Below are 26,053 nucleotides of genomic sequence, written 5' to 3'. Positions count from 1 at the left end.
GTCCTGCACCCCGCAGTACCGGCTGGGCCTGCACCCCGCAGTACCGGCTGGGCCTGCACCCCGCAGTACCGGCTGGGCCTGCACCCCGCAGTACCGGCTGGGCCTGCACCCCGCAGTACCGGCTCGTGGCGCTGCGCGCCACGTCGCCTCTCGCCTGGATGCTCACGCCCACAAGCCCGCGATGTCGTCAGCCGTGTGGCGGGCTCTGCCCCATCTCGGCGGTACCAAGCGCGTGGTGTTAGCCGCCGCCTCGCATGCTCACGCTGGAACCCGTGCTGAGCTATACGACTTGCAAAGCCGGTTGGCTGATCGACCAGGTCGGTTCGGCAGTTCTTCGCGAGCAGCCATCCGGTGGCAAAGGAGCCGGGCACACATGCTGGCATGGAGCGTGCAGTCGCCCGCAGGTTGCAATCACCGACCATCAGGCTGCGCGATCGGTCCTGAACCGTTGCGGTGAAGAGGAAAGCGCGCGGAGGCGGAGGGCTGTAGCCAATGGGTTCATCGGCATCGAAGGCCTCGACAGCGTCAGCATCCAGGCGGAGGCGAGGTGGCGCCCAGCGTCACGAGCCGGGGTGGTGGTGCGGGGTGGTGGTGCGGGGTGGGCAACCCGGAGAACCAAACAGGTGTGTCCCCATCGAAGGCTGAGCAGCGTCAGCATCCAGGCGTAGGCGAGGTGGCGCGCAGCGCCACGAGCCGGGTGAGGCGCAATCGGTGGAAGCGGCCGGGGCTGGCCGCGCATCACAGGTCGAGCCGCGTCAGCATCCAGCCGAGCGAGGTGGCGCGCAGCGCCACGAGCCAGTACTACGTGGGCCGGCCGCCGGGTGGCGGCAAGGGCTTCGAGCCCCCACCCAGCAGCCGCACAGGATCAGCCGAACGCCAGGCGCTTGGCCTCAGCCAGCCGCTCAGCTGACCGCACAGTCGGCGGTTCGGTGCCGACGATCAGATGGGTGACCCCCAGAGCCTCGTACTCCTTGAACGCCTCGGCCAACTCCTCAACCGTCCCCACGATCGCCGAAGCATCAGGCTCAGCCACCGCCGGCTGATCCCGATCAGTCACCGTGATCCCCACCGTCAGCTCCAGCGACTCAGCCGGCCGATCAGCAGCAGCAAGCGCCCCACGGATCCCAGCAAGACGTTCCTTCAGCTTGTCGTTGGGCAGACCGAACCAAGCCGTGTTCCACTGATCGGCCCACTTCGCCGTCAGTTCCAGCATCCGCGGCCGAAAGGACGCGACCAGAAGCGGAATCCGCCGCTCCGGCGCAGGAACCAGCGCCACGTCCTGAGCCTGGTGATACTTCCCCGCGAACGACACCGTCTCCTTCCGCAGCAGACGCGCGACAATCTCCAGCCACTCCTCAAACCGCCCCACCCGATGATCGGTAGGCAACCCGAAGGCCTCGTACTCCGGGTCGTGCCAGCCGGCGCCGACACCGAGGATCAGCCGGCCGCCCGAGACCATGTCGAGCGTCGCCGCCATCTTCGCGGTCAGCCCGGGGTCGCGGAACGACGCGCAGAGCACCATGTTCCCGACCTCGACTCGCTTGGTCACCGCGGCGACGGCGGTCAGCAGCGTCCACGACTCGTGCATCCCATGGATCACCCCGTCGGGCGCCTTGTAGAAGAAATGGTCCGCCAGCCAGACCGAGTCCAGCCCGGACTCGTCGGCCGCCACCGCGATCGCCTTCGTGTCCGCCCAGGTCGGCATCTCGCCGGTCGGGCCGTCGGTTCCGCCTACGGGCAACATCACGCCGATTTTCATTCCGCCAACCTAATCCGCCCGCCGCGAAGCCGCCCCTCGAATTCGCGGCGGGCAGACACCAAATGAAACGCAGACACTCAGGCGAACATGAGCTCCAGCAACCCACCGGAGAACGTCGGCCGCAGTACCGCCTCCACCCGCAGGTACTGCGCCCGCACCGGTGCAAACGAAACCTGATTCAACCGATCAACCTCCACCCCGTACGCCGAAGCGCCGTCCACCGCCCGCCACACAGCCCCGTCCAGCCAAAGCACCCGCCACGACGCCGGCACCCGGCACTGCCCAACCCCCGTGTCGTCAAACCAGTACGCCGAGGCAGCAGACACCTCCCGCACCTCCCGCAGGTCGTACTGAATCCACTCGGTGGACCCGCGCCGATCCCACCAGGTGAAGCGCGGAACAGAGCCATCAGACGACGAGCCAGGCAGGCGCCCGTCACCAAGCGCCTCGAGCGAGTCCCCGTCATTCACATGCGACGCAGTGACCCGAGTCCGGTAGCGCCACTCAGTGCCACCAGCAGCGATCGACGGGAACGAGGTGATCCGCAACCGAGCAGCACCCATCGGCAGAAGCGTCACCTGCTCCACAGGCTCCGTCGACCGCGCCGGGCTCGGCTGCAACAGCCCGACCACGTCCTCGCTGTCGGCCTCCCACTGCGGGATGCGCCGCGCCTTGGCCTTCAACTGCAGCGGCGTCCCCTCATGCGTGAACGGGTTGGCGCCGCGCGGGACGTTACGCCGTACGACGTCGAAGCGGCTACCTGCGACCAGCCCATAGTTCCACGGCGACTCCGGATAGACAGCAAGCTCCGGCCACTCCTCGGTCCCGCCGATCACCTCGTAGCGCTCGTCGATCGCCAGCGAGTAGGTCAGCGGCCCCCTGTCGACCGACACGGAGCCCTGGTTGTCCGACCAAACCCGGGTGCTCGTCCGCATCGGCAGTACGAGCTTCACTCGGTCCCCCGCACCCCAGGAGCGGTCCAGCTTGATCCACCCGCCCTGCGCCCGAGCAGGCGTCCGTGCCCCATTTACTGTGACAGTGAAGTCAGTAGCCCAGCCAGGAACCCTTAGGTAGAAGGGGAATCGAGCAGCTGTCTGCACAGTGAAGGTCATAGTGTCGCCGAACGGGTAGTCCGTCTCCTGCACGATGCTGACAGCAGTGCCGGCGGCACCGACCTTCGCAGTGACCTTACTGGCGGCGTACATGGAAGCGGCGAGGCCGTTGTCGGTAGAGGCCAGCCACAGCTCCTGTGCGTAGTACGGCCAGCCCATGCCGTAGTTGTGCGGGCAGCAGCGGTACTGATGGACGCCGTACTTGTAAGCCTGCATGGCAAAGCCGTTCTGGAACTGCCCGTGCTTCACCCGGTCGTCCAGCTGGATGCTGTTGGCGCAGGTGACGTAGTGCATCACTTTCTGCGCCGCGTCGTACGACGCAGGCAACAGGTTGAACGCCAGTTCCTCACAGCGATCGGTCCATTCGGTGTCGCCGGTGAAGCGGGTGAGCATCTCGAACGTGTGCATCAGCTCGACGATCCCGCACGTCTCGAAGCCCTGCCGCGGGTCACCGAAACCAGGACGCGAGTTCTCGTCCCCAGCGAACCCGCCGCCCGGGAACTGCCCGTAGAGCCCCATGATCGTCGAGTAGTTCCGGTACGTCGCTGCGCTGTGGCTGGGGTCGCCGCTCAGCAGTCCGTACTGCAGCGGCTCCCGGAACCCCTGCGCCAGGTTGACGTTGTGCCAGTTGGGGATGCCACTGACGTAGTCCGCCGACCCGGAGTGCATCTTGGCGACCAGGTCGAGCAGCCACTCGTCGCCGGTGCGGTTGTAGAGCCAGTAGGCGCTGTCGATGTTGTCGCCCCAGCGGAAGGCGCCCCAGGAGCGGTTGAACACCTCGGCCGGCTGGGTGTTCTGGAAGCCCAGGTAGTGGGTCATGAAGGGGATGACGCGCTCGTCACCGGAGTACTCGTACCAGGAGCGGAATGCGGCCAGTAGCGGCATGCCGGGCCAGAAGTCGGGTCCACCCTCCAGGGAGGTCCGCAGCCGCTCGGGGCCGAACCAGCCGTCAGGAGCCTGAGTGGCGAGGATGCCGTTGATCCACCGCTCGGTCCTGGTCAGTACTCCGGTGTCGCCGGTGACGTAGCCGAGATCGCCGAAGCCCCGGAGCCAGTAGGGGAGCTCCTCCCAAGCACCCTGAGTCGGGTCGACCCAGCCGTTGCCGTCGTACGGGAGGAAGTCCGAGACCTCGTCGTACCGGCGACAGAGGCCGTTGACCTGCAGGTCGAGTTGCTGGGCCAGCCAGCCGTGGGGCTCGATCGCACCCGGCGGGAGCTTCTGGAACGGCACCGGCTGGAGGGGAGCACGGTTGGGGACATAGTGGCCGCCTCTGGAGGCCGGTGGGCGGCCGGAGACCGCAGAGGCGGGTAGCGACTGGGCGGCGGTCATGCCGACCGCCATGCCGCCAGTAGCGAGCAGGAAGTCACGTCGGGGGATCCCTTCGAGCATGGTGGAGAGCCTTTCGCGTGATGGATCGGGGCGGAACCTCACACTGTCCACGGAAAAACAGCACACGTTTTCCGTGATCGATACTAGGCTGTCTTCCGACGGATTTGCAGAGCTGGAAGGAAAAGATGAAACAGCAGGCGCGGATCGTGGATGTGGCCGCACTGGCCGGCGTCTCCGCCGGGACCGCGTCGAAGGCGCTGAACAACACCGGCCAGTTGAGCCCGGCCACGCGGGAACGCGTCCGGCGGGCCGCCGAGCAACTCGGGTTCACCCCGGACACCCGCGGGCGCGCGCTCTCGTCGGGGCGGACGTACACGGTCGCGCTGCTGACCACCGACAGCTCGGGGCGGTTCAGCATCCCGATCATGCGTGGCGTCGAGGACGTGCTCAGCGCAGGCGAGCTGGCGACCATCCTGTGTGACACCCGGGACGACCCGCTGCGTGAGCAGCACTACCTGCGGTCGCTGATCGCCAGGCGGGTCGACGGGATCGTGGTGACCGGGCGCCGGACGGAGCCGCGCGCGCCGATCGACGTACCGCTGCCGGTTGTCTATGCACTCGCTGCGTCGACCGATCCGGACGACGCGTCGGTGATCGTCGACGACACCGGCGGCGCGACGTCGGTGGTCACCCATCTGCTGGGACTCGGCCGGGCGAGGATCGCGCATGTCACCGGACCGGCCAACCATCGCTCGGCGGCCGAGCGCGCGCGGGCAGTTGCCGGCACGGCGAAGCGGGCCTTCGTAGGTGAGCCGCTCTTCGGCGACTGGAGTGAGCGGTGGGGGCGCCAGGCAGTCGACGTCCTGCTGCGGGCGCACCCCGAGGTGGACGCCATCACCTGCGGCAGTGACCAGCTGGCCCGGGGCGTCTGCGACCGGCTCCGAGAGCTCGGCAAGTCAGTACCGGCCGACATCGCGGTCACCGGTTACGACAACTGGTCGGTGATGGCCGAGGCGAGTCGCCCGCCGCTCACCTCGGTCGACCTCCAGCTCGAGGAGCTAGGCCGCCGTACTGCGAACTTGCTGCTCGACGCGATCGCCGGCGACCCGCATCACGGAGTACTGGAGCTGCCGACGCATCTGATTCCGCGGGAATCCACCCTCGGGATGTCATAACCGCTTGTCGCGGGAAGGATTGGGTACTGTCAGCACGTCCAGTTTCGTGAGGCGATCTTGGGACGCGCGGTTCGCGCCCCTCACGAAAGGCAGTGATGTGATGACGGACTTCGCAGTACGCCCCACGGCGTACGACCTCAGACTGATCCTTGCTCTGCCGCTGCCCGCGCATGTCGTCGCTCTGATCGACGACGCCTGGCTGCCGGCCTGGCTGATCAGCCGCACGCACCACGCGGACGGCTGGATGGCGCTGGTTCAGTACACGGCCCCGGACGGCCGGGAGCTGACCTGCCGCTTGCCGGTCGATCGGCTCGGCCCACGGCGGTAAAGCGAAGCGCCCCGACCTTGTGGGTCGAGGCGCTTCTGCAGTCCGACTGGCTGGCTTCCGGGGCAGCTGGTCGGAGTACGGGGTAGGTCAGCCGAGGCGGGCCTTCAGGTTGTCGAGCTCGAGCTTGAGCGTTGCGGGGACCTTGTCACCGAGCTTGGTGAACCACTCCTCGATCAGCGGCAGCTCGGCCTTCCACTCGGCGTCGTCGACGTTCAGCGCGGTCTGCAGGGCCTCGAGGCTGAGGTCCAGGCCGGTGACGTCGATCGCGTCCGGGGTCGGCACGTGGCCGACCGGCGTCTCGACCGCGTCCGCGGTGCCCTCGAGCCGGCCGATGATCCACTTGAGCACCCGGCCGTTCTCGCTGAAGCCCGGCCAGACGAACTTGCCGGCCTCGTCCTTGCGGAACCAGTTGACGTAGAAGATCTTCGGCAGCTTGGCCGCGTCGTTGTCCTTGCCGACGGTCAGCCAGTGGTTCAGGTAGTCACCGGCGTTGTAGCCGAGGAACGGCAGCATCGCCATCGGGTCGCGGCGTACGACGCCGACCTCGCCGACCGCCGCGGCAGTGGTTTCGGACGACAGCGTCGCGCCCATGAAGACACCGTGGTCCCAGTCGCGCGACTGGGTCACCAGCGGCACCGTGGTCGCGCGGCGGCCGCCGAAGATGATCGCCGAGATCGGTACGCCGTTGGGGTCCTCGTACTCGTCGGCGATGATCGGGCACTGCTTGATCGGGGTGCAGAACCGGCTGTTCGGGTGCGACGAGAGTTCGCCGGACTCCGGCGTCCACTCACGGCCCTTCCAGTCGGTCAGGTGGTTCGGCGGGGTCTGCGAGTAGCCCTCCCACCAGACGTCACCGTCGTCGGTCAGCGCCACGTTGGTGAACAGGGAGTTGCCCTGCTCGATCGTGCGCATCGCGTTCGGGTTGGTCTTCCAGCCGGTACCGGGGGCCACGCCGAACAGGCCGAACTCGGGGTTCACGGCGTACAGGCGGCCGTCCTCGCCGAATCGCATCCAGGCGATGTCGTCGCCCAGCGTCTCGACCTCCCAGCCCTCCAGGGTCGGGTCGAGCATCGCCAGGTTGGTCTTGCCGCAGGCACTCGGGAACGCGGCCGCGATGTAGTGCACCTGCTTCTCCGGCGAGATCAGCTTCAGGATCAGCATGTGCTCGGCCAGCCAGCCCTCATCGCGGGCCATCGCGCTGGCGATCCGCAGCGAGTAGCACTTCTTGCCCAGCAGCGAGTTGCCGCCGTACCCGGAGCCGTAGGACCAGATGGTCCGCTCCTCGGGGAACTGGACGATGTACTTCTCGTCGTTGCACGGCCACGGGACGTCCTGCTGGCCCGGCGCGAGCGGAGCGCCGACCGAGTGCAGGCAGGGCACGTACTTCGCGTCGGTGCCCATCTTCGCCAGCACCTCGGCGCCGGTGCGGGCCATGATCCGCATCGAGGCGACGACGTACGCCGAGTCGGTGATCTCGACGCCGAACATCGGCTTCTCGGCGGTCAGCGGGCCCATGCAGAACGGCACGACGTACAGGGTCCGGCCGCGCATGCTGCCGCGGTACAGGTCCGTCATCAGGACCTTCATCTCGGCCGGCGCCATCCAGTTGTTGGTCGGGCCGGCGTCGACCTCGTCGACCGAGCAGATGAACGTGCGCTGCTCGACCCGGGCCACGTCGGACGGGTCGGTCCGGGCCCAGAACGAGTTCGGCTTCTTCTCGTCGTTGAGCCGGACCAGCGTGCCGCCGGCGATCAGCTCGTCGGTGAGCTCGGTGTACTCCGCGTCCGAGCCGTCGACCCAGTGGATCCGGTCGGGCTGGGTGAGTTCGGCAACCTCGGCAACCCAGGCCAGCAGGCCCGCGTGCTCAGTCGGGGCGTTACTCAGGTCGTAGGAGGTCGTCGGCGTGGTGACCGGGGTCTCGACACTGAGAGCAGTCTCGGTATGGGCAGGGCTGGCGGTTGTCGTCATCGGCGGCATTCCCTCTCGCTCGCGATCGTCCCGAACGTGCGGTCCCGACCCTCGACGCTGAGGGGGTACGACGTCGGCCGCCGGGGTCTCCGGCGGTTCGATTCAGCTGGCTGGCGGTGTGATCTGTCGCATACCAGTTCGCCCAGTGGGCGTATACCAGTGTGCAAGTGGTACTAACGGTACGCGACCAGGTCGGGTGTTGAGAACCGCTAAGACGTGAGGACCGTCACAGAATTTCGCCGACAAGGGCTTTCCCGACACAAAAGATCGGCCGCGCGGTGGTCGCGCGGCCGATTTACGGTCTGAGGTGGTCTGCTGCGGCGGATCTGTTGGGTGCCGGCTACGTGGCTGGCTACTGGCTGGCTATTGGGTCTGGCGCCAGATGTCGTTGAGGACGCGCTGGGCGGCGGGCTCCTCACCCGGTACTGCGGTGACGGTCACCCCGAGCAGCCAGGACTGCCCGTTGCTGGTGAACACCCGTGTCATGGTCAGCGTGTACGGCTTACCGCTGCTGACCATCAACCAGGTGTTGGGGGCTTTGGGAGTGGTGAGTGCCGCCACCTTGAAGATGCCGGTCCACTCCCGGTCGAAGGCCGCCCGGTCCGCCAGGCAGGCGGTGATCGATGCGCAGGGACGCAGCGCGAGCTTGGCGTCGAGGGTGACCGAGAAGGAGACCTTCTCTGCCAGCACCTGCCGGTACAGCGTGGTGTCGGACACGCCCAGGTCGACAGTTGTCGGCGGCCGCGGCCAGCCGAAGACGAACGGCAGCCCGAGCCCGGTCACCGGTTGGACGTCCTCATCGGTGTCGTAGGTCTCGCCGATCAGGCCCGCCGCTGCCGTCGGCGGAAGGTATGCGGCGGTCTTGGGCTTGGCGATACCCGGCTTGAGCGCAGGCGACGGCAGCGCGGCCGGTTCGACCAGTGCCGGGGTCGGCTGCGCTTGCGGCTGGCCCTTGGTCGCAGTGCCCAGCTTGGCGCCGGCGGAGTACAGGACACAGAACACGATCAGTACAGCTAGTACTGCGACCGGCGTCGCCCAGCGCGGGTACTTCGGCGTCGCGGCATCCTTCTGCGCCTGCCCTGCGTCCTGCGCCTGTCCTGCGTGCTGTGCCGCCTCGGCGTCCTCCGCCGTCCGCGAGCCTGCGCCCGCAGCCCTTACCTGCGAGCCTGCGCCCGCATCCCTCGCGTGTGAGCCAGCTCCCGCAGCTCCCGCCTGTGAGCCTGCGCCCGCAGCCCCCGCAGCCCCCGCAGCCCCCGCAGCCCCCGCAGCTCCCGGGTCCCCCGCCGTCCGGCCGCCCGCAGCCGCACGCCCTGTCGCACTGCCATCCGCGCCGGCAATCCGCGACGGGTCGAGCGAAACCTCAGCCCCCGCCCCACCACGCGCCCCACCGGGGATCGGCAACGCCCCGAACGCCGCCAGCTGACTACGAACCGCCTCCACCGACTCCTCGTCATTCCCCAACAACCCATCCAGCGGATCCAGCAGCCGCTCCGCCCCCGACTGCCCCGCCACCAACTGCGTCACGGCGTACGGACGAGCAGCAGTGAGATTGGCGGCCCACAGCGGCGTCTGCAGCTCCCCAGGCTTCAGCGCAGCCGTCCGGCTCGCCTGCCCGAGCCGCTCCCGTACCTCAGGGTCAGCCGCCCCACGCTCACTCAAGACGAGCGCGACAACCTCCATGCCGGTGAACGACCGCCCACGCCAGATCTCCGCCAGCGGGTGCTCCAGCAACCGCTGGTCGAGCTGGTACCCCTGCAGCTGCGGTGTGTCGTTCACTTGGTCTCCCAGATCGCCCGGTCAGCCATTACCAGGGCGGCTTGCTGCGCCGTCGCCAGGTCGATCGGATGCGCGGTGTAGTCCACCTGGACGGTGACACCGCCCCGCTGGACGAGTACCGAGACCCTCGAGTTCAGCCGGCCGTCGGCGGCCGGCTTCTTCTCCACCTTGGTGGGATACGGACGGCCGTTGACGAGCAGCCAGGGCTGCCGGTCGAACGCCTGCTTGGCGACCGCGGCTGGGGACTCGGGCAGCTGGTTCGCGCCCGCCTCGCGACCGGCGTACGGCCTGATCTTGAGGGTGAGCGTGGCCGCCGAGAAGGTCGACTGGCTCCGCTCGGACACGGCGACCGCGCACATCACCTCGGTCCGGCCGCTCTGGGTCAGCTTCGCGTTGGTGGCCTTCGGCAACAACGGGGAGACGTCCCCGAGCCGGGAGCACAGATCCGCAGGGAGCACTCTGGCCGGCTCGACGCCCTTGGACTGCGCGGTACCGCCGGCGGAGTAGCCGATCCCCAGGCCGAACGCGGCGGTGACACCGCCGGCGATCGCAGTACTCCGTACCAACCGACCACCCATGATCGCGACCTTAGTCACGCAGAGGTTCTCCCTTGCCGTCCGACATTCCGATCCCCCGAGCCGTGACCTTTGACGCCGGCCGGGCGGCGTCGGTTCCTGCCTATGCTGCGGCGATGACTGCATTCCCGGACATCGTCGTCGGCGCTCCCGGCGACGGCGAAGTACTGAACCTGCCGTTCGGCGTCTTCACCGTGCGCATCTCCGGCGAACAGACCGGCGGCGCGCTGTCCGTCGTCGACTCGATCCTCGGCGCCGGTGCGCTGGGTGCGGCGCCGCATATCCATCACGGGCATGAGGAGTACTTCCTGGTGACGGCCGGGGAGGTCACCTTCGACACGGAGTACGGCGTACTGACGGTTGGCGCCGGCGGATCGGTGGCGGTGCCGCGGGGGCAGGCGCACGGCTATCGCAACGCGACGGAGGAGGCAGCTCGGCTGACCACTCTGTTCACGCCCGCGGGGTACGAGAACTACTTCCGCGCGGTCGCCGAGGCGTTTGCGGCGGGCGAGCAGGTCACGCCCGAACTGCTCAACGCCCTCCGCGCCGAGCAACAGACGACACCGGCTCACTTTTGACCCTGTTGAGGCGGTCGGAGGATTAGCATCCCGGCATGGATCTTGGGGATTTGCTGGGTGGGCGTGACATCGGCGACGTGAAGAAGGCCGTCGGGTTCGTGATGGAGAACTCCGACGACTTCGAGAAACTCCTGAAGCTGGTCCGCGACCTGCCGGACGACGCGCTCGGCTTCATCGGCCGGCTACCGGACCTGATGAAGACGATCGGCTCCGGCCTGGCCGACGCCGGCGAACAAGCCGCCAAGGCCGCCGGCGCCCTGGTCGGCGACGACGGCGAGGGCGGCGCCCGCAAGGCCCTGACCGGCAGCGCCAACACGATGAACTCGGCCAAGGACAAACTCCACGACGCCGCCGGCATGCTGTCCGGCCTGGCCGGCGAACTCGACAAGATCCCCGGCATCGGCGACGCCGCCGCCAAACGCCTGAACGACGGCTCCGGCAACATCTCCGGCGTCGCCTCCGAGATCGAAAGCCTGGCCGGAAACCTGCAAGACCTCTCCGGCATCCTCGCCTCGGTCGGCGAGGCGTTGTCCGGGCTCGGCACCAAGCTCACCGAGTCGGGCGGCTCGGTCAAAACCCTGCTGAACTGAGCTTTCCACGGGGTTCGGTCAGCCTGCAGTACGGCGTACTGCGCCCTGCTTCGGGACCCGCGGTACGCCGTCTGCAGCCTCACTCCGGGGCCGATTGGCTCCCACCCCCATCCCGCGTGTATCGTTACCTTTCGTTGTCCGGCGCTCGTAGCTCAACGGATAGAGCATCTGACTACGGATCAGAAGGTTGGGGGTTCGAATCCCTCCGAGCGCGCCGCACTAAGCCCAAGTCAATCAGGTGGTTGACCTGGGCTTTTGTGTTTTCTGGGGACTGTGTTTCCCCCGCGCGGCCTGACTACGCCGGCTCCTCCGTCGCCTGCTCCGCAGACCGCTCCCACCCACCCTTGGTGCGGGCTGCGCCCTGTTTGAAAGCACCCTGGTCGCGGCGGCACGTGGGTTCGCCTGCAAACACGATGCGACCAGTTCCCTCGTCGCCCGCTCCGCAGACCTACTCGTCCACACCGGGACGCGTGCTTCGCCCACTCAACTAAAGCTGCTCGCCAACACCAAGCCGAGGCACCTGCGTTACTTAGGGTTGAGTCGAGCCTGCTGGCGATGTTCTCCCTCAAGGTCCGGCCTCAGACTGCGCGTGTCCGAGAACCTCAGCCGCATCGAAATGGCATTCTGCGGATCACCTTCCGGCGTGGTCCAGCACGCAGGCATCATCACGAGCACGCCAGGACGCGGCACGATCGTCCGTGAACGGATCATGGCTGACTACCGATCGAGCAAGATTGCTGGAGTTGCGATCGAAGCGGCACCGAAGCCGTGGCCGAAGAGGACCAGGCTAACCGCCGCGCCGACCACGGTCCTGCCAGGTCCACGACGACATCCGCGCCAGAGTTGAGAAGGTCGTCGGAGAACTCCAGACCGCCTAACCCGACGACCCGCAGAAGGATCTGTCGGGCTACCGTGATCGGATGCCAGAAACCCCGTCGCGCCAGCGCAATGCCATCTCCCAAGGAATGGCACTCGGCCTACTCGTCTGTGGCCACAGCTCCCTGCCGTTTCGCAAAGTCGATATCGACCTCGCTTTCGCCGGTGCATGGCGGTCGTGGGCGCATCGAGATCAGTTCCCACAGGTCAATACGGACCTGAAGAACGGCTCAGACCCTGTCTGGGTCATCACGCACGCTGACGCCAAGAAGCAGGTCCGGGTCTTGCACTGGGAGCAAAATCGCGCGCAGTTCGACATCTGTATCCACGAGGACGACTGGACGGTCAGTGACCCTGAGGATCTCGACCATGCCGTCGGCACCATCGACGGTCAGGTTCCCTTGTCTGGGTGGACCGAACTCGCCCGTAACTTCTTGGAGCGTTTCGAGCAGTAGCTCCGTCGCACAGACGAGCCGACCTTAGCCGGTGATCAGTGTCATGGCTGCCTTTTCGCTGCCAAGCGCACCGCTGTCAGCCTATCTCCCAGGAGGCTTTCTCAGTGATAGAACTGAGCGACGGGCCGCTCTTGAAACGACCATTAGGTAGACGTGACGTGGTTCAGCGCGATGCTGATGACAGCGAGAATATGAGTATCGATGTTAAAGGATGCAGCAAATCAGGATCCAATGAATAGCGTTATATTGAAACCGGGAAGCCCGAGTTTACCAAGCGCTTGCACGCGCCCTACTTGTCCAAGACGCGCCGAACCTGTCAAGAGGTGGTGAGTTCAGTTGTGACGCTGCTACGACGTCGTCTTCAGTCGGTCGAGATAGGCGCGGCAGCGGGCCAACCAGCCGACGTCTTTGGTGTCCTGCATGCATCGCTCTAGCAGGCTGACGGCTAATTCCCGAATTGCCGGATCCACCAACTGATCCTCGTACGCCTCAAGTTCGCCCGCAAGCTTACGGCGGGTTCCGATCTCCGAAAGATCGAGTTCTGCTAGGGCTTCGATTGCCGCTGTGACATCTAGCTGGAATAACGCTGGGACCAAACGTCGGATCACGCCGACGTCATCGCTATGGTTTGCTAGCGAGACGCAGTCAGCCAAGAATTCAGGGGCTGGGGGTCGCTGACGATACAAGTCAGCGAGGTGATGTATTGCGAGCCTTTGAACTCCCTGCTCGCGGCTGGCCACAAGTGCAGCTGCCGTCTCTGCGCTAGCTGCAGCTCGGTCGATCAGCGCAAAAATGGCGCGTTTCCTGAAGTACTTGTCCTCAAATTCGTCCAGGGCGACCTCTTCAGCCGCTGCTAGATCAGCGGTAGACAGATCGGCGGGCGCGGAGAGTATCCCAGCCAATGCCTCTCGCTGGAATCGTACTTGGAGACTTGACAATCCCGCCGTGAAGATTCGTGATGCCTCCCTGCGATACACGTCCGAGAAGTTCGCCATATCAAACTGCACTAACGTCAGGTGTCTTTCCGAACCTAATTCCGACATGGTTCGAATCAATTTACGCGTCCCATTATCCTTGATCGCGGTCAAATCAGGAACATTTCGTGTCAAGTTTAGGAACATATCGTAGGTTGAACTCAGGCAGAGGATTATGAAAGGTTTCCCGGCGTTGAGGGCTTCCTTTAATTCAGTATTCCAAGTGATATCGCCATGTCTACGTAAGATAACAAAGACACATAGGTCTACGCTAGCGACAGTCTCTCGCGAGTTCTCATTCCAGTCGGCGCTCAGTCGATTGAGGTGGTTGATCTCTCCAGACAAGTAGTGCAGTGGCTCCGCACCGAACTGACGGGTAACGAGGCTGAACTGGTCCGCCACATCGGCCATGTCCGAAGCGCCGCAGAGCATGATTCTCAGCATATCTGAGGATGACAGTCGAGGCTCTGTTGTGGAAGAACCGCGCCGGAGCTATGCGAAAAACGAATAGTGCGCAAACTCTGTAACGGCTCTGCGTCTCTGGGCGATGTTGCGTAAGAGATCGAGTCGCGCGCAGGCAGGCGGCATGCGATGCATCGTTAACCGATCAGGGGGAATCATGGATTATCAGGAAGATTTTGAATCGGCCGTTCGGGATGCTGTCGCGTCCTGTGTGAAGAGAAATCGGCAAACCCGAGATTGGAAGGATGACCAAGGCAACTCGGCAACTGGCTGGTCGGTCGAGCAAGAATCGTGGGGACCTAATATTGAAGGAAACCCTGGAGGCGGCTGGTGGCGAGAGCGCTGGGGGAATCGCGAATTCATCCTGGCTGTCGATGGGAAGATTTGGTACAGCCAGTTTAATGGCGAGGATAGTAGTGCATCGCCATCCTATCAAGGTACTCGAATGGAACTCGTTCCTGAGTCATGGCTGGTAGGCAACAAAGGTAAGCCGTATTCAGAATGGAAGGCGAAGATTGAACGCATGCCGTATCGCTGACGCCTCGGCCGCGCTTATCCTGGCGGCATCAGGCGAGTAAGATCGCGATCGGTGCCCTGTCTGGCTTTGGTCCAGCGCGCGTGCTCTTGCGAAACCAGCGCCTGAACCTTTTCTGCCAATACTGCGTCGCGATTATTCTCTTGGTATGGCCCGGCATGGGCGATGTAGAGGTATCGCTGCTGCTTTAATGCCTCGCTGGTGGAGCGATAGAGAACCTGGTCTGTCTGCCATTGGAACAGTTGTTGGATAGCCTCCAGCAGAATCACGATCGCTCCGAGGGATGCAGTGATCGCCGATGGGACCTCAAGCAGCGCGATAATTGGAACGGCAGAGCCAATTGTCAGTTGGCTAATCTTTACTAGGCGGTAATTGCGTAGCGCCAGTGCGCTCTTGGTGCTGTACCAGTGGACTTGCTCATCCATCCACTTGCGAGCGAATCCGATGTCGACCCCGGGGCTTCCGTCTGCCGCCACAGTTCTCCCTCCGTTCCGTGGTGCTGGCCCGAATGTCAAGCGTAGCGATGGGTTGGTCGGTTGCGTCTGGCTCGGCGTGGTCCGGCAGATGACGCGAAGCGTTGGCCCTTGCTGTAAACATCGATCGGGGTACTGAGGGGAGCGGAGTTTGCTAGGGCCCTAAGGAGAACTGCGGTAAAAAGTAGGTGGCATTTGAGGGAGGTTGGTTGCCGACGGTGACATAAGGCGACGGTCGTCTCTCCGTGTCACCACTGCATGCAACCACGTCTTTCGGCTGTAGGCCGACTGACGCTATTGCCTACTCGCCAACGGTGTAGCGGAGGTCAGGAAGTCTGGGGCGGCTGCTGGTCCGGCTTATCGAGGGTGTGCTCGGTCCGCGCTGGCAGTCCTGATCGGCCCTGACCGCTCGGTTGCGTATCAGACCGCTGCGCGTCAGGCGCGTTGCGTGCTGCATCCGGTTGTTGCGCATGTCAGTGCGGCCTCCACATATGAGGTTGCATCGCAGACTGCTCTCCGCCAACCCCGGGCAGCAATTGCACCCGCCGATCAAAGCACCTTGCTGCGCATTCACGGGCTCATCGACAGCCTTCACGCTCTGGCGCCATGCCTCACTCCCCACGCCCTCGCGGCTGCAATCCTCTTCCGCGCCGATCACGAGCGACCGCCGCCACCGGATGGCCTATACGCCTCACCCATTGGCCACGGAGTCAGCGTGCCCGCCGGCGGCGTACTACGTCGATGACGACCAGCGCGATGCTGATCAGCATCGCCAGGCCGAAAGAGCCGAGGGCCTTGACCAAGGCGGGGAGCATCGTGTCGACGGAGGCGCGATCGCCTACGTAGTACCGGATGGTGTTGTCCGCGTTGGTGCAGGTGACCGTGACCGTCTGCGGCGGGATGGGGGACCGCGAGTGGGCGATGACGTAGTAGCTCGGGCCGCTCACGGAGTAGTTCTCGCGTTTCAGCGGGCCCTTCAGGGGGATGTCGGCGCCGGTGGCGTCCTTGGCCTGGCAGGTCGGGGTCTGGCCGCGGGCGGTGGTCGAGATGGTCAGGCCTTCGTACTCCAGTTGGACCACGCCGTCCCCGAGCGGTACCGGCTCGTGCGGGATCATCCCGAGCATCGGCATCATGAAGATGCCGCTCACCACGATGCCGATGGCGAAGCAGGCGGCGGCGATCCACAGCAGGGGCCGGCGGCTGACGGGCGTTCGTACGCCGGGGGACATCGACATAGCCGAAGACTAGTGCTCGTGCCCGGTCACCAAGGCCTGCTTCTGGTTCGACTGGTGGGGCCCGGCCAGCCAGTCTTGCTCCAGGCGTACGTCGACTGGCTCCTCGCCTCGGCGAAGGGCTTCGAGGTAAGCGCGATCGGCGGCGATGCGAGCAGCCACCTCGGGGCCTTCGGCAACGGCTCCGTGGCCTGGGACCAGCACATTGACCTGCCTGACAGCTTCGGCCAGTTGGTCGAGTGCGGTCTCGTACGCGGTCAGTTGATCGGGGCGGCGCGGGTCGAGCAGCGGGATCAGTACGTCGGACAGCATGTCGCCGGCGATCAGGACGCCGCGGTCCGCGAGGAGCAGCGCGGCATGGCCGACCGCGTGCGCCTGATGCTCCACGAGCTGACCCGGTACGCCGCCGCCGTCCGCGGGGATCGGGGTGAGCAACGCGATCAGTTCGAGCGGGATGCCTGTCGCGCTCTCGGCCGCCATCGCCTGTGCGCGTTCCCGGGCTTCGCTGGCGAGTTGGGCACAGCCCGCAGTGGCATAGCGCGGTACGTCGCCGAAGCGGGCATGCCAGAGCAGGTGATCCCAGTGCGGATGGGTGGCGAAGCCGGCGACTACCGGCGTACCGAGCTGCTCCACGTCGTCCGCCAGCTGCTCCAGGTCGGAACCGTCGATGCCGGGATCGACCAGGATCAACCCGTCGTCGCCGCGCACCACGACGGCGTTGCTCCAGACCCATTCGCTCTGCCGGACCCAGACGCCGTCGGCCACCTCATTCAGCATCCGATCACTCTGCCAGCAGTCTCCGCCCAGCGCGAGTACCGGGATTTACCTTGCGCCCAGAGGGTTTGCGGCCATTCTGCTGCCGAGGTCGGCCTCGATCGCGCGGGCGGCCGAGCTGCTGGGCTTGCGGTCGGCCTGGGCCTGGAAACAAGCGAGGAACTCGTCAGTGAGGGTGAGACGAGGGTGGAGTTCCAGTACTTCGGCGCGGAAGGCGGCGCTGAGGTCGTCTGCGCTCCTGCCCACGATGTCCAGCGCCGCGGCCCGCGAGATCAGGTGACCTTCGGGGTCGGCGGTCGCGTCCACCTCCGGCAACATGTGCCTGACGATGACTTCGGCCAGGCGGTCGCGGCGGGCAATCGGCCAGCCGGCGCCGGCGGCGAACACGCGGGCGACATGCCCACCGGCTTCCTCGAACGAAACCGTGTGACTGTCGAACTCCGGCACGAGGCTGAGGTCGTGGAACATCGAGGCCACGAACAGCAGTTCGGCGTCGTACGGGATGTCCTGCTGGTTGCCGAAGGCGGCCGCCCAGAGGTAGACGCGGCGCGAGTGGCTCAGCAGGGTGGGGGACAGGTAGGCGGTGGCCACCTCCAGTGCCGCCGACGAGGCAGCGGTGTCGGGTAGTGCGAGGTCTTCTACGGCGATCATGCTTCGACGGTACGGCGGGGAAGGCCCGCGTCGCTGGTCCATTCCATGGGCACGATCGTGGGCCACTCAGCGTGCGGAATCGGCCCATGAACTGCGTCGGCGAATGGCCCACTCACGGCGTACTGCGGATGCGTACTGTCGGAGGAGAACCCATCAACTCAACCACCGCAAGGAACGTCATGCGTGCCATCACTGTCAGGGATCGCGAGGCCGGCGTCGGCGGATTGGCTCTGACCGAGCTGCCCTCGCCGCATGCTGCGGAGAACGACATCATCGTGCAGGTGCACGCCGCCGGCTTCACGCGCGGAGAGCTGGACTGGCCTGGGACCTGGACCGATCGTGCCGGTCGCGATCGCACCCCGAGCGTTCCCGGGCACGAGGTGTCGGGGGTGGTCGCCGAGCTCGGCTACGGCACTACCGGTCTCACGGTCGGTCAGCGAGTCTTCGGACTGACCGACTGGTCCCGCGACGGAGCGCTCGCGGAGTACGTCGCTGTCGAGGCTCGCAATCTGGCCCCGCTCCCGGCTGACGTCGATCACGTTGTCGCGGCGGCGCTGCCGATCTCCGGGCTCTCTGCTTGGCAGGCTTTGTTCGACCACGCGCGTTTGGAGACAGGGCAAACCGTTCTCATCAACGGAGTTGGTGGTGCAGTTGGTTTCGTCGCCGCGCAGTTGGCCCGCGAGGCGGGTGCCCGCGTCATCGGTGCCGGGCGGGCGTCCGACCGGCATGCGGCAGGTGAGCTAGGCGTTCACCAGTTCGTCGATCTGGAAGGCGAACGGCTGGAGGACATAGGCGAGGTCGATGTGGTCCTGGACGTGATCGGCGGCGAGATCCGCGACCGCTGCACCGCGCTGGTACGCCCCGGCGGCACGCTCGTCACCATCGCCGATCCGCCGACTGTGCACCCGCGCGCCGGTCGTGCTGTCTTCTTCGTTGTCGAGTCCAAGCGCGAACAGCTGACCCAGCTGATCAACCGCCTGCGGTCCGGCCGGCTCGCACCGCTGGTCGACAATGTGATTTCCCTGGCGGATGCTCCGGCTGCCTTCGCCGCCGGGGCTCGCGGCCGAACCATCGTCAAGGTGACGTCGGACGGAAAGCCGGCCTAAAGCTGTGGAAGCGGCGAACTGTCGGCCTCTATGGTGGGCCGATGGCGTCCGTGAAGGAATTCCAGGTCACTTTCGACTGCGCGGTACCGGAGCGCGTCGCGCGCTTCTGGTGCGAGGTGCTCGGGTACGTCGTACCGCCGCCGCCCCCGGGGTTCGCTGACTGGGGCGAGTTCGATCGCTCGCTGCCGCCCGAGGCCCAGGGCTCGGCGTTCGCTTGCGTCGATCCGAACGGCGTTGGACCGCGACTGTTCTTCCAGCGCGTTCCCGAGGGCAAGGTCGTCAAGAACCGGGTGCACCTCGACGTCCGCGCCGCACCGGGTCTTGTGGGCGACGAGCGGGTCGCCGCACTCGAGGCCGAGTGCGCCCGACTGGTTGCCCTGGGCGCCAAGCGCGTGCGCCTGCTGGTTGCCGACGGCGTCAACGAGTCGTGCCTCGTGATGGAAGATGTCGAAGGCAACGACTTCTGCCTCGACTGAGGAATGGAGCCCGAAGAGTTCCTGACCGGCGGAAACGTCGCGGCAGAGGTGGTCCGGGTCGGGTCGACTGTGCGGAAGCCGGCGCTCGCGCAGACGGCCGGCGTCGAGGCCGTTCTCGGTCATCTGGCTGAGAAGCAGTTCGGAGGAGCGCCGCGTGCGTTGGGACGGGACGAGCGCGGGCGGCAGGTCCTCGAGTACGTACCGGGCGCTGTGGCTGACACGCTGCCGCCGCTTTCGTTGGCCGAGCTGCGCCGCGTGGGGCGGTTGATTCGCGAGCTTCACGACGCGATGGCGGATTTCGAGGCACCCTCGGAGGTCGCTTGGGACGTGCTGGTGCCTGACCCGGCGGGCGGTGAACTGATCTGCCACAACGACCTCGCCCCGTGGAATCTGGTCCGCGACGATCAGCGCTGGGTCTTCATCGACTGGGACAACGTCGGGCCCACCTCGCGGTTGTGGGACCTCGGGTACGCCGCGACGGCGTTCGTGCCCTTTGCCGCGGGTGGCGACGTACAGGCTGACAGTCTTCGGTTACGCGCTCTGGTGGACGGCTACGGGCTCGATCTGCAGCAGCGTCGGGAGTTTCCCGCGCGGATCGCGGCCCGCACGTGGGGATCGTACGAACTGCTGGTGCGTGGCGATCGGACTGGTGAGCAACCGTGGGCGCGGCTCTATGGCGAGGGGCATGGCGACTACTGGGGACCGGCTGCGGCGTACGTCGAAGAGCACCACGACGCTTGGGTCGCCGCGCTTGTCTCCTAGGACGCGGCTTTCAGGCGGGAGCCGTCTCGCCAGGCTGCGGCGAGGTCTTGGATCGGGACGTCGAGGACGTCGCTGAGGGCGGCGATGGTGCCGAAGGCGGGGGTGGGGAGGCGCCCGGTCTCGATCTTACGGAGGGTCTCGGGGGACATGCCGGCCGCGTTGGCGACCTCGCCGAGGTCGCGGTTGGCTCGCGCGGCGCGCAGCAAGCTGCCCAGACGGCGGCCGGCCTCGATCTGTTCGGGCGTGAGCGGATTGCGAACCATGGGTCCCAGCGTACGGTTGGTATTTTAATACCGCAACGGCTACGGTGGTATTTAAATACCAAGGTACGACGTGAGGGCACGCCATGATCGAGTTGAAGTCGCCTGCGGAGATCGAGCAGATGCGCATCACCGGGCAGTTCATCGCCCAGACCCTGACCGAGCTCGGCGAGCTGGCCGAGATCGGCGTCAATCTTCTCGACCTGGAGCGCCACGTTCGTCAGCGGATCGGCGAGCGGGGGGCGGAGTCCTGCTACTGGGACTACGCGCCGTCCTTCGGCAACGGGCCGTTCCGCAACATGGTCTGCCTGTCGGTGAACGACGCGGTGCTGCACGGCATGCCCCACGACTACGTACTGCGCGACGGCGACGTCCTCAGCATGGATCTCGCGGTCGGGATCGACGGCTGGGTCGCCGACTCGGCCCGCACCGTCATCGTCGGCACCCCGGACGAGGACGATCTGCGACTGGTCCGTGCGACCGAAGAAGCGCTTGCCGTCGGCATCGAAGTCGCGCGGCCGGGCAACCGGGTCGGCGATATCTCCGCGGCGATCGAGGCAGTCGCGACGGCGTACGGGTATCCGGTCAACACCGAGTTCGGCGGTCACGGGCTCGGGCGGACGATGCACGAGGATCCGCACATCTCCAACAAGGGCCGGGCCGGCCGCGGGCTCAAGCTGCGCGCGGGGATGACGCTGGCGCTCGAGCCGTGGTTCGCCCGGACGACCGACAAGATCGTCTTCGACCCCGACGGCTGGACTATTCGCTCGGCTGATGGTTCGCGCACCGCGCACTCCGAGCACACGATCGCGATCACTGATGACGGCCCGATTGTGCTCACCGAACGCCTGCCGCATCACGCGACCGTGGCCTGAGGCATCTGCCAGGATCGCCGGTATGACGAAATGGAGGGAGCTGCGGGATGCCTACGGGCCGGCGACGGAGGTCCCGGGGCTGCTCGCGGCCGCCTCAGATCTCGCGGCGGCTTCAGATCTCGCGGCTGGCCCAGATCCCTCGGCGGCCCCGGATGATGGCGGCCGCGAAGTCTGGGACGACCTCTGGAGCCGGCTGTGTCACCAAGGCGCCGTCTACAGCGCCAGTTATGCAGCACTTCCGGTACTGACCGAGCTGGCCGACCGGCGCGCACCCGCCGGGTACGTCGAACCGCTGCACCTCGCCGCCGCGATCGTCGGCGCCGATGACGGCGCGGAGCCTTTCGCCGAGATCAGCCGCCGGTACGCCGCTGAGCTGAGCGCGCTGCGCGACCTGGCGGAACAGTCTCTGCCGCTGGCCGATGGGTCGATCGAATTCGTCTATGCGCTGCAAGGGTTGCTGGCGTTCGAGGGCACCCGAGCTTCGCAGTACCAGCTGGAGGCGCTGGCGGACGAGGAAATCCAACTGACTTGTCCGCAGTGTCGTGAGCATCTCGACATCAGCCTCGCCGCATCGCCGCCGCCGATCATCGCGGCAACGCCGGACAGTCTGGACGACGGCCCCGCAACACGCATGTATCAGCTGGCCGTGCACCACCGCCGTCCGGACGTGGCGACCGGAATCCTTTACCTGCTTGGCGAAACCACCTGCCCCGCCTGCGGGCAGCGCTTCGCCATCCCGCAGGCTCTTGCCTAAAGCACCCGTGGTCGGTTTGGATGGCGAGGTGGCGACATTCAGTGGATCCGACGACCTGCAAGGTGCTCAGTTCGTCGATGCGAGCCTGCGCGGGGCCCGGTTCGTCCGGGCTGATCTGTCCGGGGTGGTGATGCGTGCCGTCGATATCCAGGGCGCGGACATCGATGCTCCATGGCTGCTGGACGGCGAGAGTTCCCTGCGGGTCAACGGGGTCGACGTCGCGCCACTCGTCGAGGCTGAGCTCAATCGGCGCTTCCCCGGACGTGCTGAGCGCCGCGCTGCGGATCCGGACGGACTGCGCGCGGCGTGGGCTGCGCTGGAGAGCACCTGGGCGGCGACGCTCGAGCGCGCCGCCGCGATGCCGGCCGGCACGGTCGACGTGTCGGTCGACGGCGAGTGGTCGTTCGCGCAGACGCTGCGGCATCTGGTGATGGCGACAGATGTCTGGCTGGGTTCCGCGATCGAGGAGATCGAGCAACCGTTCCACCCGATCGGTCAGCCGAACGCGGAGTACGAGACCGACGGCCTCGACATGTCGGTCTTCGCCCCCGGCGTACCGGAGTACGCCGAAGTGCTGGCGGTCCGCGCCGGTCACGTCGCCAGAGTGCGCGACTTCCTCGCCACCGTCACCGTGGACGAGTTGGCCGTGCAACGCAAGAATCCGTGGGCGCCGCAGTACCCGGAGAGCACGCTCTCCTGCCTGCACACGATTTTTGAAGAAGAGTGGGGACACCACCGGTACGCCGTCCGCGACCTCGACGCGATCGAGGCCAAGCAGTAGCCATCAGAGGGTCAGGACCTGCTTCTGATAGCTCGCGAGATCGCGAACCTCGACGGTGACCTGAGTGTTCAACCCCGTCGCGGGCCTCAGATGATCGGTCAGGATCCCGAGGGTCAGCTCGCCGAGCCGCGCTTTGAGCTCGGCGTCGCGACCGGGCAGGATCGCCAGGTCGATGTGGATCATCGCCTCGCCGGGATCGCCGCCGCCGATCACGGTCTCGCCGGTGGTCCGAAAGCGGGTCTTGAAACCTGACACTGTGCTGCTGATCAACTCAGCCGCCTGAGGGTGCAACGCAAGCGCGAAACCGCGCCGATCGAAGGCGTCGGTGAGTGCTTCGGAGTACTCGACAGAGATCTGGGGCATGCCGAGCATTATGCGTGGCATCCGCATTGCAGGTTGATGCAATGGGGGTTTCCGCGGGGCGCCAGGTCGGTAGGGTGGGCGGACATTCGGCGGTGCGCGGGGCTCTTGGGGGGCATCGAGTACTTAGGGAGATCTCTGCTGATGAAGATTCGTCGATTTGGCGTGGCTGTGGCCGGGCTGAGCCTCATTGCTGGGGCAGCGCTGGCCGGGCAGGCCAGTGCCGGAGTACAGGGCGAGCCGGAGCCGGGGGCATGGCCGATCGGTAAGCCTGCGGCGAAGCTGCCGCAGACCAAGGCACAGGCCGCGGGGCCCTGCAAGGTGCTGATCGGCGGGGTGGACGCCACCGGTGAGGCAAGCGCTACCGAGCTGACTGCGACCAAGCCCCCGACCGCGGGCGGACCGGCGCCGTTCCAACTGTTCCCCGTCCGCGCCAGCTCCACCTGGTACTACGTGAAGGGTGGCGTCCAGCCGCCGCCGTACTACGCCGGGATCGTCCTGCAGGGCGCGAACCTGTACATCGCGAGGGCGACCTTCGTCCTCGACGCGCCTGGCGCAGCCAGCAGCACGAAGCTGGGCACCGGGTGGTCCGGATTCAGCACCATCGCGACCTCCAACTACGTGCAGGGCCCGAAGGCGCACGGGTTCCTCTACGGCCTGCACGCCAACGGCTCGCTGTACCGCTACGACCTCAACACCGGGGTCAAGCCGCTCGGCTCGGCGCCGGGCTACCAGGGGTTCAGGGCGATCACGGTGATCTCCGAGACGGCGACGTACGACACGCTGCTGGCCACTACCAAGGCCGGCGCGCTGTGGACCATCCGCATCCCCGTCACGGCGCCGTTCAAGGCAACCCTGAAGCTGGTCCGCTCGACCGGCTTCAAGGGCTATGACCAGCTCGTCGCCCAGCGCTGCGGTGCGAGCAGCACGCTCCTCACCGGGCTCAACAAGGCCAACAACAAGGCCACTCTGTACGCGATGAGCCGCGCCAACGGCACCGCAACGGTGATCAACACCATCGGCAACGCCGAGATCAACTCCGAGCCCGGAGTCCGCTTCCTCCGCACCAACGCCGACGGCCCGCAGCTCGTCGGCGAGTGACTTCCGCTCTGAACTGAGCACCGAACCGTACTACCAACAGAAGCCCAGGCCAGCGTGTCGGCCTGGGCTTCTGTTCGGGGGATCCGTTCCGCTGTCTGGCGGTCAGCGGAGGGGGATCAGATCAGTTGAACAGGCCGAGCAGGCCGTGGCTCCAGTTGCCGTGGCCGTGACCGCTGTAGCGGGAGCTGAAGTCCACGAAGATGCCGACGACGATGTTCAGGGTGCTGTGGTACATGAGGTCTCCAAATAGCTAGAGGTTTTGTAGCTGACAGCAAGCACTTCGGAGCGGAGCGTGGTGGTGGATGGGTCGATCCGGAAAATAGTTGCTTGACGCAACAGGTAAGGGGAGGACCCATCCGCTGGGGTGAGGGCGCCGAAGTAGGGGCGTCAAGGGTTGCGGCGTCAGCCGGTTCCATCACCTCAGGGAAGAGAGATTTGCCATGTCCAAGAACCTCGTTCGCGTCGGACTCGCCGCGTCTGCGCTGTCGCTCGTCTTTGTGACGGCCGCTTGTGGCAGCGATGACACCAAGGCCGGCGACAGCCCGTCGGCCACCTCCTCGTCGTCTGCTCCGATGGAGACCCCGTCGGCGTCCGCGTCGACGGACAACGCCGCTGGCCTGGTCGGCCCGGGCTGTGCCGACTACGCCAAGGCGAACCCGACCGGCGCTGGTTCGGTCGACGGCATGGCCGCCGCGCCGCTGGCCACCGCTGCGTCCGGTAACCCGCTCCTCAAGACCCTCGTTGCTGCGGTGTCGGGCAAGCTGAACCCGAAGGTCGACCTGGTCTCCACCCTCAACGGTGGCGAGTTCACGGTGTTCGCTCCGGTGGACTCCGCGTTCGCGAAGATCCCGGCCGCGACGATCAACACCCTGAAGACCGACAGCGCGCTGCTGTCGAAGATCCTGACCTACCACGTGATCCCCGGTCAGCTCGACCCGGCCGCGGTGGTCGGCAAGCAGGTCAGCGTCGAGAAGGGCGCCGTCACCGTCACCGGCTCCGGCGACAACCTGATGGTCAACAACGCCAAGGTCATCTGTGGTGGCGTCAAGACCGCCAACGCGACCGTCTACCTGATCGACACCGTTCTGATGCCGCCGGCCGCCTGATCCCAGTCGGACCAACGCAAAACCAGCAGTAACGCAAAACCAGCAGTAGGGACCGGCAGATGACCATGCAAGACGTTCACACCCTGACCGGTCCCTACGTGCTGGCCGCGCTACCTGACGACGAGCGAGCAGCCTTCGCGCAGCACCTGGCCTTCTGCCAGATCTGCGCCGACGAGGTCGCGGAGTTGCAGGAAGCGGTGACCAGACTGAGCACTCCGGTCGCCATGAAACCGCCGACCTTGCTGAGGGCAAGAGTGCTGGCGTCGGTCGACACGGCGAGACAACTCTCGCCAATGGTTGCCAAGCGCAACCAACGCGGATCGCGGCGATCGATCCTCGCCCTGGCCGCGGCGGCCGTCGTGATCGCGGTCAGCGGTGGTGTCGCGATCGATCAGCACCGCTCGCGGACGGTCGCGAGCCAAGCCGGCGGCGAGGTCAGCGCAGTACTCGCGGAGCCTGATGCGCGCACGCTCCACGGGGACGTGGCCGGTGGCGGGCGGGCGACTGTCGTGATGTCGACAAGACGAGACACCGCAGTCGTCGTACTGCGTGAGCTCCGCCCGTTGCCGGCCCGTCAGACCTACCAACTCTGGTCGATCGACACCGCCCGTACTGCGCGGTCGATCGGCCTGGTCGGCGAAAACCTCACCCAGGTGGTCCGTCGCCTCGCCGGCACGGCCGAGATCGGCCTCACGGTGGAGCCCTCCGGCGGCTCCGCGCAGCCCACACTTCCTGCTGCGGCGACGATCTCACTGACCTGACCGAGCGGTTTTGGAAAGCAGGGCACCGAGACGACGAATCCATGAAGCCCCGATGCCCTGCTTGCTCACCACGATGCCCCCATCGACGC

27 protein-coding genes and 1 tRNA gene are annotated in these 26,053 nt (G+C 66.3%); 16 read left to right on the top strand and 12 right to left on the bottom strand.

What is annotated here, in order from left to right; all coding sequences use genetic code 11:
- Window positions 1-865: 865 nt before the first annotated feature.
- Both AB0P21_RS30760 and AB0P21_RS30755 read right to left on the bottom strand, forming a co-directional pair.
- Window positions 866-1,759 carry an LLM class flavin-dependent oxidoreductase gene (locus AB0P21_RS30760; RefSeq protein ID WP_363700922.1) on the bottom strand — a complete coding sequence of 298 codons (894 nt, stop codon included), beginning with the start codon at window positions 1,757-1,759 and terminating at the stop codon, window positions 866-868.
- Window positions 1,760-1,836: 77 nt separating this feature from the next.
- Window positions 1,837-4,260: a beta-L-arabinofuranosidase domain-containing protein gene (locus tag AB0P21_RS30755; protein WP_363700920.1), complete on the bottom strand. Its 2,424-nt coding sequence runs from the start codon at window positions 4,258-4,260 to the stop codon at window positions 1,837-1,839.
- 125 nt (window positions 4,261-4,385) lie between these two features.
- Here AB0P21_RS30755 and AB0P21_RS30750 point away from each other — a divergent pair, with 125 nt between their 5' ends.
- Window positions 4,386-5,375, top strand: coding sequence for a LacI family DNA-binding transcriptional regulator (locus AB0P21_RS30750; protein WP_363700918.1), 990 nt, complete (start codon window positions 4,386-4,388; stop codon window positions 5,373-5,375).
- A 100-nt stretch (window positions 5,376-5,475) separates the two neighbouring features.
- A complete protein-coding gene (locus AB0P21_RS30745; RefSeq protein WP_363700916.1) occupies window positions 5,476-5,703 on the top strand; it encodes a hypothetical protein in 228 nt (75 codons plus the stop codon).
- Window positions 5,704-5,790: 87 nt separating this feature from the next.
- On the opposite strand, the gene AB0P21_RS30740 is transcribed toward AB0P21_RS30745, so the two are convergent.
- The 3 genes from AB0P21_RS30740 to AB0P21_RS30730 form a co-directional block, all read right to left on the bottom strand.
- A complete protein-coding gene (locus tag AB0P21_RS30740; RefSeq protein WP_363700914.1) occupies window positions 5,791-7,671 on the bottom strand; it encodes a phosphoenolpyruvate carboxykinase (GTP) in 1,881 nt (626 codons plus the stop codon).
- Window positions 7,672-8,034: 363 nt separating this feature from the next.
- Window positions 8,035-9,447, bottom strand: coding sequence for a hypothetical protein (locus tag AB0P21_RS30735; RefSeq protein WP_363700912.1), 1,413 nt, complete (start codon window positions 9,445-9,447; stop codon window positions 8,035-8,037).
- Window positions 9,444-10,025, bottom strand: coding sequence for a hypothetical protein (locus tag AB0P21_RS30730; protein WP_363700910.1), 582 nt, complete (start codon window positions 10,023-10,025; stop codon window positions 9,444-9,446). The genes AB0P21_RS30735 and AB0P21_RS30730 overlap by 4 nt, the downstream gene beginning before the upstream one ends.
- 113 nt (window positions 10,026-10,138) lie before the next feature.
- Between AB0P21_RS30730 and AB0P21_RS30725 the strand changes: the two genes are divergently transcribed.
- From AB0P21_RS30725 to AB0P21_RS30710, 4 genes are all read left to right on the top strand, one after another.
- Window positions 10,139-10,600, top strand: a complete 462-nt coding sequence (locus AB0P21_RS30725; RefSeq protein WP_363700908.1) for a cupin domain-containing protein — start codon at window positions 10,139-10,141, stop codon at window positions 10,598-10,600.
- A gap of 35 nt (window positions 10,601-10,635) precedes the next feature.
- Window positions 10,636-11,190: a hypothetical protein gene (locus AB0P21_RS30720; protein ID WP_363700906.1), complete on the top strand. Its 555-nt coding sequence runs from the start codon at window positions 10,636-10,638 to the stop codon at window positions 11,188-11,190.
- Window positions 11,191-11,331: 141 nt separating this feature from the next.
- Window positions 11,332-11,404, top strand: a tRNA-Arg gene (locus tag AB0P21_RS30715).
- A 706-nt stretch (window positions 11,405-12,110) separates the two neighbouring features.
- Window positions 12,111-12,521 carry a hypothetical protein gene (locus tag AB0P21_RS30710; protein ID WP_363700905.1) on the top strand — a complete coding sequence of 137 codons (411 nt, stop codon included), beginning with the start codon at window positions 12,111-12,113 and terminating at the stop codon, window positions 12,519-12,521.
- 347 nt (window positions 12,522-12,868) lie between these two features.
- Here the strand turns inward: AB0P21_RS30710 and AB0P21_RS30705 are convergent, their stop codons facing one another.
- Window positions 12,869-13,906 (bottom strand): hypothetical protein, encoded by a 1,038-nt coding sequence (locus AB0P21_RS30705; protein ID WP_363700903.1) that lies wholly within the window; start codon window positions 13,904-13,906, stop codon window positions 12,869-12,871.
- Window positions 13,907-14,114: 208 nt separating this feature from the next.
- Here AB0P21_RS30705 and AB0P21_RS30700 point away from each other — a divergent pair, with 208 nt between their 5' ends.
- Window positions 14,115-14,495, top strand: a complete 381-nt coding sequence (locus tag AB0P21_RS30700; RefSeq protein WP_363700901.1) for a hypothetical protein — start codon at window positions 14,115-14,117, stop codon at window positions 14,493-14,495.
- Window positions 14,496-14,509: 14 nt separating this feature from the next.
- On the opposite strand, the gene AB0P21_RS30695 is transcribed toward AB0P21_RS30700, so the two are convergent.
- The 4 genes from AB0P21_RS30695 to AB0P21_RS30680 form a co-directional block, all read right to left on the bottom strand.
- The gene (locus AB0P21_RS30695; RefSeq protein WP_363700899.1) at window positions 14,510-14,917 is read right to left on the bottom strand and encodes a DUF4231 domain-containing protein; all 408 of its coding nucleotides are present in this window, start codon (window positions 14,915-14,917) and stop codon (window positions 14,510-14,512) included.
- 758 nt (window positions 14,918-15,675) lie between these two features.
- Window positions 15,676-16,200, bottom strand: coding sequence for a hypothetical protein (locus tag AB0P21_RS30690; protein ID WP_363700897.1), 525 nt, complete (start codon window positions 16,198-16,200; stop codon window positions 15,676-15,678).
- A gap of 9 nt (window positions 16,201-16,209) precedes the next feature.
- Window positions 16,210-16,974 carry an MBL fold metallo-hydrolase gene (locus AB0P21_RS30685; RefSeq protein WP_363700895.1) on the bottom strand — a complete coding sequence of 255 codons (765 nt, stop codon included), beginning with the start codon at window positions 16,972-16,974 and terminating at the stop codon, window positions 16,210-16,212.
- A gap of 45 nt (window positions 16,975-17,019) precedes the next feature.
- Window positions 17,020-17,622 (bottom strand): hypothetical protein, encoded by a 603-nt coding sequence (locus AB0P21_RS30680; RefSeq protein ID WP_363700893.1) that lies wholly within the window; start codon window positions 17,620-17,622, stop codon window positions 17,020-17,022.
- 179 nt (window positions 17,623-17,801) lie between these two features.
- Between AB0P21_RS30680 and AB0P21_RS30675 the strand changes: the two genes are divergently transcribed.
- The 3 genes from AB0P21_RS30675 to AB0P21_RS30665 are packed head-to-tail and all read left to right on the top strand — an operon-like array spanning window position 17,802 to window position 19,966.
- Entirely contained in the window at window positions 17,802-18,728 is a 927-nt protein-coding gene (locus AB0P21_RS30675; protein ID WP_363700891.1) for an NADP-dependent oxidoreductase, read from the top strand.
- Window positions 18,729-18,769: 41 nt separating this feature from the next.
- Window positions 18,770-19,204, top strand: coding sequence for a VOC family protein (locus AB0P21_RS30670; RefSeq protein WP_363700889.1), 435 nt, complete (start codon window positions 18,770-18,772; stop codon window positions 19,202-19,204).
- Window positions 19,205-19,207: 3 nt separating this feature from the next.
- On the top strand, window positions 19,208-19,966 hold the full coding sequence (locus tag AB0P21_RS30665; RefSeq protein WP_363700887.1) for a phosphotransferase: 759 nt from the start codon (window positions 19,208-19,210) through the stop codon (window positions 19,964-19,966).
- Here the strand turns inward: AB0P21_RS30665 and AB0P21_RS30660 are convergent.
- Window positions 19,963-20,229: a helix-turn-helix transcriptional regulator gene (locus tag AB0P21_RS30660; RefSeq protein ID WP_363700886.1), complete on the bottom strand. Its 267-nt coding sequence runs from the start codon at window positions 20,227-20,229 to the stop codon at window positions 19,963-19,965. The genes AB0P21_RS30665 and AB0P21_RS30660 overlap by 4 nt on opposite strands.
- Window positions 20,230-20,312: 83 nt before the next feature.
- Between AB0P21_RS30660 and map the strand changes: the two genes are divergently transcribed.
- Genes map through AB0P21_RS30645 form a run of 3 tightly spaced genes read left to right on the top strand, consistent with a single transcriptional unit; the run spans window position 20,313 to window position 22,636 of the window.
- Window positions 20,313-21,101 (top strand): type I methionyl aminopeptidase, encoded by a 789-nt coding sequence (gene map, locus AB0P21_RS30655; protein WP_363700884.1) that lies wholly within the window; start codon window positions 20,313-20,315, stop codon window positions 21,099-21,101.
- Window positions 21,102-21,123: 22 nt separating this feature from the next.
- Window positions 21,124-21,855 (top strand): hypothetical protein, encoded by a 732-nt coding sequence (locus tag AB0P21_RS30650; RefSeq protein ID WP_363700882.1) that lies wholly within the window; start codon window positions 21,124-21,126, stop codon window positions 21,853-21,855.
- A 28-nt stretch (window positions 21,856-21,883) separates the two neighbouring features.
- Window positions 21,884-22,636, top strand: coding sequence for a DinB family protein (locus AB0P21_RS30645; RefSeq protein ID WP_363700880.1), 753 nt, complete (start codon window positions 21,884-21,886; stop codon window positions 22,634-22,636).
- Window positions 22,637-22,639: 3 nt separating this feature from the next.
- Here AB0P21_RS30645 and AB0P21_RS30640 read toward each other — a convergent pair whose 3' ends face one another.
- Entirely contained in the window at window positions 22,640-22,999 is a 360-nt protein-coding gene (locus tag AB0P21_RS30640) for a hypothetical protein (protein ID WP_363700878.1), read from the bottom strand.
- Window positions 23,000-23,140: 141 nt separating this feature from the next.
- On the opposite strand from AB0P21_RS30640, the gene AB0P21_RS30635 reads away from it, so the two are divergent.
- The 3 genes from AB0P21_RS30635 (at window position 23,141) to AB0P21_RS30625 (ending at window position 25,964) form a co-directional block, all read left to right on the top strand.
- Window positions 23,141-24,097: a hypothetical protein gene (locus AB0P21_RS30635; protein ID WP_363700876.1), complete on the top strand. Its 957-nt coding sequence runs from the start codon at window positions 23,141-23,143 to the stop codon at window positions 24,095-24,097.
- 440 nt (window positions 24,098-24,537) lie between these two features.
- Window positions 24,538-25,203, top strand: a complete 666-nt coding sequence (locus tag AB0P21_RS30630) for a fasciclin domain-containing protein (protein WP_363700874.1) — start codon at window positions 24,538-24,540, stop codon at window positions 25,201-25,203.
- Window positions 25,204-25,262: 59 nt separating this feature from the next.
- Window positions 25,263-25,964 carry an anti-sigma factor gene (locus AB0P21_RS30625; RefSeq protein ID WP_363700872.1) on the top strand — a complete coding sequence of 234 codons (702 nt, stop codon included), beginning with the start codon at window positions 25,263-25,265 and terminating at the stop codon, window positions 25,962-25,964.
- The last annotated feature ends 89 nt before the right edge of the window (window positions 25,965-26,053 follow it).

It is taken from the genome of Kribbella sp. NPDC056861 (genome assembly GCF_040687575.1).
GTDB lineage: Bacteria > Actinomycetota > Actinomycetes > Propionibacteriales > Kribbellaceae > Kribbella.
Note: the sequence above shows the minus strand (reverse complement) of the source record. Positions and strands in the feature narration are given on the sequence as shown.

Excerpts from the sequence above, each read along its gene's own strand:
- AB0P21_RS30690 (WP_363700897.1), bottom strand. The coding sequence starts at position 16,200 with ATGTCGATGTCCCCCGGCGTACGAACGCCCGTCAGCCGCCGGCCCCTG.
- AB0P21_RS30705 (WP_363700903.1), bottom strand. The coding sequence starts at position 13,906 with ATGGCCGATGTGGCGGACCAGTTCAGCCTCGTTACCCGTCAGTTCGGT.
- AB0P21_RS30700 (WP_363700901.1), top strand. The coding sequence starts at position 14,115 with ATGGATTATCAGGAAGATTTTGAATCGGCCGTTCGGGATGCTGTCGCG.
- AB0P21_RS30755 (WP_363700920.1), bottom strand. The coding sequence starts at position 4,260 with ATGCTCGAAGGGATCCCCCGACGTGACTTCCTGCTCGCTACTGGCGGC.
- AB0P21_RS30750 (WP_363700918.1), top strand. The coding sequence starts at position 4,386 with ATGAAACAGCAGGCGCGGATCGTGGATGTGGCCGCACTGGCCGGCGTC.
- AB0P21_RS30665 (WP_363700887.1), top strand. The coding sequence starts at position 19,208 with ATGGAGCCCGAAGAGTTCCTGACCGGCGGAAACGTCGCGGCAGAGGTG.
- AB0P21_RS30760 (WP_363700922.1), bottom strand. The coding sequence starts at position 1,759 with ATGAAAATCGGCGTGATGTTGCCCGTAGGCGGAACCGACGGCCCGACC.
- AB0P21_RS30680 (WP_363700893.1), bottom strand. The coding sequence starts at position 17,622 with ATGATCGCCGTAGAAGACCTCGCACTACCCGACACCGCTGCCTCGTCG.
- AB0P21_RS30740 (WP_363700914.1), bottom strand. The coding sequence starts at position 7,671 with ATGACGACAACCGCCAGCCCTGCCCATACCGAGACTGCTCTCAGTGTC.
- AB0P21_RS30630 (WP_363700874.1), top strand. The coding sequence starts at position 24,538 with ATGTCCAAGAACCTCGTTCGCGTCGGACTCGCCGCGTCTGCGCTGTCG.
- AB0P21_RS30660 (WP_363700886.1), bottom strand. The coding sequence starts at position 20,229 with ATGGTTCGCAATCCGCTCACGCCCGAACAGATCGAGGCCGGCCGCCGT.
- AB0P21_RS30640 (WP_363700878.1), bottom strand. The coding sequence starts at position 22,999 with ATGCCCCAGATCTCTGTCGAGTACTCCGAAGCACTCACCGACGCCTTC.
- AB0P21_RS30695 (WP_363700899.1), bottom strand. The coding sequence starts at position 14,917 with ATGGATGAGCAAGTCCACTGGTACAGCACCAAGAGCGCACTGGCGCTA.
- AB0P21_RS30725 (WP_363700908.1), top strand. The coding sequence starts at position 10,139 with ATGACTGCATTCCCGGACATCGTCGTCGGCGCTCCCGGCGACGGCGAA.
- AB0P21_RS30730 (WP_363700910.1), bottom strand. The coding sequence starts at position 10,025 with ATGGGTGGTCGGTTGGTACGGAGTACTGCGATCGCCGGCGGTGTCACC.
- AB0P21_RS30675 (WP_363700891.1), top strand. The coding sequence starts at position 17,802 with ATGCGTGCCATCACTGTCAGGGATCGCGAGGCCGGCGTCGGCGGATTG.
- map (WP_363700884.1), top strand. The coding sequence starts at position 20,313 with ATGATCGAGTTGAAGTCGCCTGCGGAGATCGAGCAGATGCGCATCACC.
- AB0P21_RS30670 (WP_363700889.1), top strand. The coding sequence starts at position 18,770 with ATGGCGTCCGTGAAGGAATTCCAGGTCACTTTCGACTGCGCGGTACCG.
- AB0P21_RS30625 (WP_363700872.1), top strand. The coding sequence starts at position 25,263 with ATGACCATGCAAGACGTTCACACCCTGACCGGTCCCTACGTGCTGGCC.
- AB0P21_RS30710 (WP_363700905.1), top strand. The coding sequence starts at position 12,111 with ATGCCAGAAACCCCGTCGCGCCAGCGCAATGCCATCTCCCAAGGAATG.
- AB0P21_RS30685 (WP_363700895.1), bottom strand. The coding sequence starts at position 16,974 with ATGCTGAATGAGGTGGCCGACGGCGTCTGGGTCCGGCAGAGCGAATGG.
- AB0P21_RS30720 (WP_363700906.1), top strand. The coding sequence starts at position 10,636 with ATGGATCTTGGGGATTTGCTGGGTGGGCGTGACATCGGCGACGTGAAG.
- AB0P21_RS30650 (WP_363700882.1), top strand. The coding sequence starts at position 21,124 with ATGACGAAATGGAGGGAGCTGCGGGATGCCTACGGGCCGGCGACGGAG.
- AB0P21_RS30635 (WP_363700876.1), top strand. The coding sequence starts at position 23,141 with ATGAAGATTCGTCGATTTGGCGTGGCTGTGGCCGGGCTGAGCCTCATT.
- AB0P21_RS30745 (WP_363700916.1), top strand. The coding sequence starts at position 5,476 with ATGACGGACTTCGCAGTACGCCCCACGGCGTACGACCTCAGACTGATC.